General features: G+C 72.2%; 3 protein-coding genes, 2 pseudogenes and 1 riboswitch. Of the genes and pseudogenes, 3 read left to right on the top strand and 2 right to left on the bottom strand.

Annotated elements, in window-relative coordinates:
- Positions 1-407, bottom strand: a pseudogene (locus tag K4G64_RS38675) (hypothetical protein); the annotation flags it as partial.
- Positions 408-534: 127 nt separating this feature from the next.
- On the opposite strand from K4G64_RS38675, the gene K4G64_RS38670 reads away from it, so the two are divergent.
- The 3 genes from K4G64_RS38670 to K4G64_RS38660 all read left to right on the top strand — a co-directional run bounded on the left by K4G64_RS38670 (position 535) and on the right by K4G64_RS38660 (position 3,741).
- Positions 535-888: a hypothetical protein gene (locus tag K4G64_RS38670; protein WP_221760527.1), complete on the top strand. Its 354-nt coding sequence runs from the start codon at positions 535-537 to the stop codon at positions 886-888.
- Between the two features lie 14 nt (positions 889-902).
- A complete protein-coding gene (locus tag K4G64_RS38665) occupies positions 903-2,084 on the top strand; it encodes a glutathionylspermidine synthase family protein (RefSeq protein WP_221760526.1) in 1,182 nt (393 codons plus the stop codon).
- A gap of 88 nt (positions 2,085-2,172) precedes the next feature.
- Positions 2,173-2,259, top strand: a riboswitch (ZMP/ZTP riboswitch).
- Between the two features lie 33 nt (positions 2,260-2,292).
- A complete protein-coding gene (locus K4G64_RS38660; RefSeq protein ID WP_221760525.1) occupies positions 2,293-3,741 on the top strand; it encodes a glycine hydroxymethyltransferase in 1,449 nt (482 codons plus the stop codon).
- A gap of 22 nt (positions 3,742-3,763) precedes the next feature.
- Here the strand turns inward: K4G64_RS38660 and K4G64_RS38655 are convergent.
- A pseudogene (locus tag K4G64_RS38655) lies at positions 3,764-4,055 on the bottom strand (hypothetical protein); the annotation flags it as partial.

Below are 4,055 nucleotides of genomic sequence, written 5' to 3'. Positions count from 1 at the left end.
GCCCCGAGCATCGCCCACGGCAGCCAGCCCGGCCCGGACTCGTCACCCTCCGCCCCCGACGCCAGCCCCAGCAGCGCGAGCCCGGCACACACCACCGCGACCGCCGCCCACTCGACGCGGCTCAGCCGCACCTTGAGCAGCCGCGCCGCCACCACGGCCGTCACCGCCAGGCTCGCGGCCAGCGCCGCCCCCACGGCGTAGATCGGCACCGACCGCAGCGCGAGGATCTGCAGCACGAAACCGAGCCCGTCCAGCGCGAGCCCGGCGAGATACCGCCACTGCCGCAGCGCCCGCCACAGCAGCGCCACGTCCCCGCCCGGCCCGGTCGCCGCCGCCGAGCGCGCGGCGATCGCCTGCAACACCGTCGCCGTACCGAAACAGACCGCCGCACCGAGGGCACACACCATTCCAAAGATCACAAATCGACAGTAGGGGAGCGGCCGTGGCCGGGGGGCCATGCGCGCCCGTTCACACCGATCTCTAGGCTGACCGTCTGGCAGTGCACAACGGGGCGACAATGGGGGAGACACGCACATGGCCGAAACACGGCGAAGGCTGCGCTCGAGCACGGTGGTGCTGGGCGGTATGGGCGTCCTCGCGGCGGCCCTGTCCGCCTGCGGTTCCGACCCGGACCGCCGCTGCGTCGACCGGGACAGCTACGACTACATCAACGGCTACAAGATCGTCGCCGACAAGAACTGCTCGTCCGGCACGTCCTCCGCCGGCAAGGGCCGCAAGAAGACCGGCAAGACCAGGGTCGCCGACGCCGACTGGTACTACGACGCCGACGTCAGCGGCGGCTACGCCGAGGACGGCACCTTCAGCCGCAGCGAGGCCGTCGACCGGGGCGGCTTCGGCTGCTCCGGCTCCGGCAGCGGCGGCGGCTGAGAGCGGACCCAGCCATGGAACGCCGGACCGCCGAGCCCCGCCCCGGATGGCAGCAGACCGTCGAGGAGCAGGGCCTGATCTACCCCCTGACCCGCTACCCCGACGACTCCCTGCGCCCCTACTGGGACGAGAGCGCGCACTACGTCTTCTCCCTGGAGGAGATCGAGGCCCTCGAAGAGGTGGTCGAGGACCTCCACCGCATGTGCCTGACGGCGGCCGGCCACATCGTCGCCGAGGACCGCTTCGCCGACCTGGGCATCACCGACCCCCGGGTCGCCCACGCGGTCGCCGAGGCCTGGCACCGCCGCGCCGAACTGCCCTCCGTCTACGGCCGCTTCGACCTGCGCTACGACGGCACCGGCCCGGCCAAGCTCCTGGAGTACAACGCCGACACCCCCACCTCCCTGGTCGAGGCCGCGTCCCCCCAGTGGTTCTGGATGGAGGACCGCTTCCCCGGCGCCGACCAGTGGAACTCCCTCCACGAACGCCTCATCGACGCCTGGAAGAAGCAGGCCGCCCTCCTCCCGCCGGGCAGCCCCCTCTACTTCGCGTACTCCTCGGCGGACGAACTCGGCGAGGACATGATGACGGTCGCCTACCTCAAGGAGACCGCCGAACAGGCCGGACTGGCCACCGACTGGATCGCCATGGAGGAGATCGGCTGGGACCGCCTCTCCGGCCGCTTCGTCGACAACCGCCTCCGCTTCATCCGCAGCATCTTCAAGCTCTACCCCTGGGAATGGCTCACCACCGACCGCTTCGCCGACCACGTCCTGGACACCCTCGACAACGGCGGCGGCACGGGCTCCACCCTGTGGATAGAACCGGCCTGGAAGATGCTCCTCAGCAACAAGGCACTCCTGGCGATCCTCTGGGAGCTGTACCCGGACCACCCGAACCTCCTCCCCGCGTACCTGGACGGCCCCCGCGACCTGTCCACCACGGGCTGGGTGGCCAAGCCCCTCCTCGGCCGCGAGGGCGCGGGCGTCACGATCCACGACCCCGGATCCACCCCCACCGTCCGCGACGAGCCCTGCTGCTACCAGCAGCTCGCCCCCCTGCCCGACTTCGACGGCAACCGGGTGGTCCTGGGCGCGTGGGTGGTGGAAGACGAGTCGGCGGGCCTGGGCATCAGAGAGTCGTCAGGCCTGATCACGGACGAGTACGCCCGCTTCCTTCCCCACGTGATCCTCTAGCCGACCTGCTCTCCTTGGGGGCGCGGGGCACTGCGCGACAAGGCACGAACCACCCGCACTCGGCGATGGAGAGCAACCCGGTAGGCTGACCGAGGGCCGTGACTGGCGCGCTGGGATGGGACCAACCATCGGGGAGCGGCCCGAGCAGACAGAGCCGTGCGCCTGGGCCGTACCGTGAACGCTGAACGCAACGTCCGGAGGTCCACACATGCCCGCCGAGCCCCTCTCCCCCGCTTCCACCGCCTACCGCGCCGCCCTCGACGTGATCCGCGCCGTCGAACCCCGTGTGGCGGACGCCATCGGCCAGGAGGTCGCCGACCAGCGCGAGATGCTCAAGCTGATCGCCTCCGAGAACTACGCCTCCCCGGCCACGCTCCTGACCATGGGCAACTGGTTCAGCGACAAGTACGCCGAGGGCACCATCGGCCGCCGCTTCTACGCCGGCTGCCGCAACGTCGACACCGTCGAGTCCCTCGCCGCCGAGCACGCCAAGGAGCTCTTCGGCGCCCGCCACGCCTACGTCCAGCCGCACTCCGGCATCGACGCCAACCTCGTCGCCTTCTGGTCGGTCCTCGCCCAGCGCGTCGAGGTCCCCGCCCTGGAGAAGGCCGGCGTCCGCCAGGTCAACGACCTCTCCGAGGCCGACTGGGCCGAGCTGCGCCGCGCCTTCGGCAACCAGCGCATGCTCGGCATGTCCCTGGACGCCGGCGGCCACCTCACCCACGGCTTCCGCCCGAACATCTCCGGCAAGATGTTCGACCAGCGCTCCTACGGCACGGACCCGGCCACGGGCCTCATCGACTACGAGGCGCTGCGCACCTCCGCCCGCGAGTTCAAGCCGCTGATCATCGTCGCGGGCTACTCGGCCTACCCCCGTCTGGTGAACTTCCGGATCATGCGGGAGATCGCCGACGAGGTCGGTGCGACGCTCATGGTCGACATGGCGCACTTCGCCGGCCTGGTCGCGGGCAAGGTCCTCACCGGCGACTTCGACCCGGTCCCGCACGCCCAGATCGTCACGACCACCACCCACAAGTCGCTGCGCGGCCCCCGCGGCGGCATGGTCCTGTGCGACGACTCGCTCAAGGACCAGGTCGACCGCGGTTGCCCGATGGTCCTCGGCGGCCCGCTCCCGCACGTCATGGCCGCCAAGGCCGTGGCCCTCGCCGAGGCCCGCCAGGAGTCCTTCCGCGACTACGCCCAGCGCATCGTCGACAACTCCCGCGCGCTGGCCGAGGGCCTGATGCGGCGGGGCGCGACCCTGGTGACGGGCGGCACGGACAACCACCTGAACCTGATCGACGTCGCCTCCTCCTACGGCCTCACCGGCCGCCAGGCCGAGGCCGCCCTGCTCGACTCGGGCATCGTCACCAACCGCAACGCCATCCCCGCCGACCCCAACGGCGCCTGGTACACCTCCGGCATCCGCATCGGCACCCCCGCCCTGACCACCCGTGGCCTGGGCACCGCCGAGATGGACGAGGTCGCCGGCCTCATCGACCGCGTCCTGACCACCACGGAGCCGGGCACGACCAAGTCGGGCGCCCCCTCCAAGGCCTCCCACGTCCTCGACGCGAAGGTGGCGGACGAGATCTCCCAGCGCGCCACCGACCTCGTGGCCGGTTTCCCGCTCTACCCGGAGATCGACCTGGGCTGACGCGCGCGGGCCGTACGGCCCGTCACTCGTCCAGGTCGATCAGCACCCGACGCGGCTCCTCCCACGGCGGTCCGGCTTCACGCCGGGCCGCCGCGCGGCGTATCAGCAGCGTGCCACCCGCACCGGCGGCGAGCCCCAGCGCCCCCGCCGTCACCGCCCACCGGACGTCGCCCCGCGGGGGACCGTCCGGGTCCGCGGCGCGGCCGGGGCCCGGCCGCCCGCCCGACGCCGGCACCGGGCCCGTCGGGGGGCCCGGTGCGGCTGCGCCGAGCCCTCGCCGCGGCCCTCGGCCCGCCCGGCACCCCCGCCTCATG

Source organism: Streptomyces sp. WAC04114, assembly GCF_019733245.1.
GTDB classification, from domain to species: domain Bacteria; phylum Actinomycetota; class Actinomycetes; order Streptomycetales; family Streptomycetaceae; genus Streptomyces; species Streptomyces massasporeus_A.
This window is presented reverse-complemented; position numbering and strand designations above follow the sequence as displayed.

What these genes read in the sequence shown, in the direction of transcription:
- K4G64_RS38660 (WP_221760525.1), top strand. Translation starts at nt 2,293, where the DNA reads ATGCCCGCCGAGCCCCTCTCCCCCGCTTCCACCGCCTACCGCGCCGCC.
- K4G64_RS38670 (WP_221760527.1), top strand. Translation starts at nt 535, where the DNA reads ATGGCCGAAACACGGCGAAGGCTGCGCTCGAGCACGGTGGTGCTGGGC.
- K4G64_RS38665 (WP_221760526.1), top strand. Translation starts at nt 903, where the DNA reads ATGGAACGCCGGACCGCCGAGCCCCGCCCCGGATGGCAGCAGACCGTC.